We start from the raw sequence: 2,962 nt of genomic DNA, 5'->3' as shown, positions 1-2,962 counted from the left end.
AGTGTGGAAACAGAGTTATTATTTCGGAGCATTGTCCGAAACGCATATGAGAAAATTATATCAGTGATTTACTTCTTTTGCAAATACAATTTATCGTCTAGCAGATGATAGATTTGCCTGTTTCCATTCTTGATTGAGAATATCGAAAAATTCCTGGTTTGTTTTGGTTTTTTTCATTTTTCTCATGAATTTTTCTGCGAAATCAGGTGAATCAGACATCGTTTTGCGGATAGACCATAAACGATCAAGGTGCTCTTTAGGCACAAGCAGCTCTTCCTTGCGCGTTCCCGAACGGCGGATATCGATGGCCGGGAAGATGCGGCGCTCTGCCAGAGAACGGTCAAGGTGAAGTTCCATGTTGCCTGTTCCCTTGAATTCTTCATAAATGACATCATCCATACGTGACCCTGTATCAACAAGAGCCGTAGCAAGGATAGTTAAGCTTCCGCCCTCTTCGATATTTCTCGCAGCCCCGAAGAAGCGTTTCGGACGGTGGAACGCTGCTGGGTCAATCCCCCCGGAAAGCGTTCTTCCGCTCGGCGGAATCACTAAGTTGTAGGCGCGGGCAAGGCGTGTGATGCTGTCCATCAGAATGATGACATCCTTTTTGTGTTCCACGAGACGCATCGCGCGCTCAAGCACAAGCTCGGCTACTTTAATATGGTTTTCCGGCACTTCATCAAACGTTGAGCTGACGACATCCCCAGCTACAGAACGCTCGATATCGGTCACTTCCTCCGGTCTTTCGTCGATCAAAAGCACGATCAGCTCTGCTTCAGGCTGGTTTGCTGTAATGCTGTTGGCAATTTCCTTCAGCAGCATCGTTTTTCCAGCTTTTGGAGGCGCGACAATCAAACCGCGCTGTCCAAATCCAACCGGCGCCATCATGTCCATTATTCTAGTAGACAAGAAGTTCGGCTTTGTTTCAAGCACCATTTGACGGTCTGGATAAAGAGGTGTAAGAGCCGGGAAATGCACACGCTCTTTTGCTGATTCGGGATCATCCCCGTTTACTGCTTCAACGTGCAAAAGTCCATAGTAACGCTCATTTTCTTTTGGCGGGCGAACCTTGCCTGATACTTTGTCTCCGTTCCGCAAATCGAAACGGCGGATTTGTGAAGCTGAGATGTAAATGTCTTCTGAGCTTGGAGAGTAGTTGATCGGTCTCAGGAAGCCGAAACCTTCAGACTGGATGATCTCAAGAACGCCTTCCATAAACAGCAGATCTTCCTGTTCTGCATTTGCTTTCAGAATGGCGAAAATGAGTTCTTTTTTTGTCAGTTTGCTGTAGTAGGAGATTTTATAATGTCTTGCAAGTTCATAAAGCTCTTTCAATTTCATATTTTCCAAAGAGGAAATAGATACGTCTTTCATAAAAACACCACGCTTTTCATAGTCAATATCTTACTTGCACATGTAATCTGCTGCTTTTGCACAACATCCGCCAAAGCACATTCTTTTTTTTAACATAAAGGAACTTCTATCGGTAACACTTCCACCCATGATCGGCGCTTTTGTTAAAAGGATTGTCTTAATGAGTTTTGAAGGAAGCGAGGACAAAAACATGAGAAGATCAATACTTATATCGTCTGTATGCGGTAGAAATTGAAACTTTCCTAGTGCTTAAAAGAAGGAATTACGCAGTAAAATTCGCAGCACTCTTTATTTTTACCTTATTTCAAAAAATTATTCAACTGAAATAAGGTTTTGACACGGAATTGATAGAGTTGACGCTTTTCTGCAAAGGAAAAGCGGGCTCACACCCGCTTTTTCTGTTTGTTATGGACGGATTACAAGATTTGGTTTCTTTTTCAGGCTGTGTCTGCCGTCAACGAAGCGGACAGTGCCTGATTTTGCACGGATAACTAAGCTTTCAGTTGTGCCGACAGAGCCTTTGAATTGAACGCCTTTTAACAGCTCGCCGTCCGTTACACCGGTAGCTGCAAAAATTGCGTCATCACCCTTCACAAGGTCTTCCATGCGAAGGACTTTGCTTAAATCAAGGCCCATTTTGTGACAGCGTGTGATTTCTTCTTCGCTTTGCGGAAGAAGTTTACCAATAATTTCTCCGCCGAGCGCTTTTAACGCAACAGCGGATAGCACACCCTCAGGAGCTCCGCCTGATCCGAACAGGATATCAACGCCCGTGTGGTCGAAAGCCGTGTTGATGGCGCCTGCGACATCGCCATCATTGATCAATTTGATTCTGGCGCCGGCCTCACGAAGTTCAGAAATAATTTTTGCGTGTCTTTCACGGTTTAAGATTGTGGCAACGACGTCCTCAACGTCCTTGTTTTTCGCTTTTGCCACCGCTTTAAGGTTATCAATGACGGGTGCTTCAATATCAATGCAGCCCACCGCTTCCGGACCGACTGCGATTTTTTGCATATACATGTCAGGAGCGTTCAGAAGCGTGCCGTGGTCTGCTACCGCAATAACCGTCAGCGCGTTCCAGCCGCCGCTTGCTAGGATGTTTGTGCCTTCAAGAGGGTCAACTGCGACATCGACGCGCGGGCCGTACCCGTTTCCGAGTTTTTCCCCGATATACAGCATCGGCGCTTCGTCCATTTCGCCTTCACCGATCACAACGGTCCCTTTCATCGGAACTGTATCAAAAACGTCTCTCATTGCGCTCGTTGCCGCTTCATCAGCCTCATCTTTTTTTCCCCGGCCCATCCATCTTGCAGATGCCAATGCCGCAGCTTCGGTCACACGTACCAATTCCATTGATAAACTTCTTTCCATTTCAACACGATCTCCTCTCACAAGAAACCATTATGAATTTTGAAGCTGTTCTATTTCTTCGTCAGTCATTCTTTCACGCCAGATTGTCGCTCCAAGCCCCTCAAGCTTCTTCTCAAGGCTGCTGTATCCGCGGTCAATATGCTCCAGGCCCGTAATTTCCGTGACGCCGTCAGCCATCAGGCCGGCTACCACCAGACAAGCTCCGGCACGCAGATCG

At 46.4% G+C, this 2,962-nt stretch carries 2 protein-coding genes and 2 pseudogenes; all 4 read right to left on the bottom strand.

What is annotated here, in order from left to right; translation table 11 throughout:
- Window positions 1-90 precede the first annotated feature (90 nt).
- Window positions 91-1,374 carry a transcription termination factor Rho gene (gene rho / locus RAC86_RS37380; protein ID WP_003221939.1) on the bottom strand — a complete coding sequence of 428 codons (1,284 nt, stop codon included), beginning with the start codon at window positions 1,372-1,374 and terminating at the stop codon, window positions 91-93.
- Window positions 1,371-1,566 (bottom strand): annotated as a pseudogene (locus tag RAC86_RS37375) (hypothetical protein). The gene rho and the pseudogene RAC86_RS37375 overlap by 4 nt, the downstream one beginning before the upstream one ends.
- 213 nt (window positions 1,567-1,779) lie before the next feature.
- Entirely contained in the window at window positions 1,780-2,745 is a 966-nt protein-coding gene (glpX, locus tag RAC86_RS37370; RefSeq protein ID WP_003242962.1) for a class II fructose-bisphosphatase, read from the bottom strand.
- 30 nt (window positions 2,746-2,775) lie between these two features.
- Window positions 2,776-2,962: pseudogene (locus RAC86_RS37365) on the bottom strand (UDP-N-acetylglucosamine 1-carboxyvinyltransferase); the annotation flags it as partial.

Source organism: Bacillus sp. LR_5, assembly GCF_042709275.1.
The sequence above is the reverse complement of the archived record's forward strand: the minus strand, read 5'-3'. Positions and strand labels throughout refer to the sequence as shown.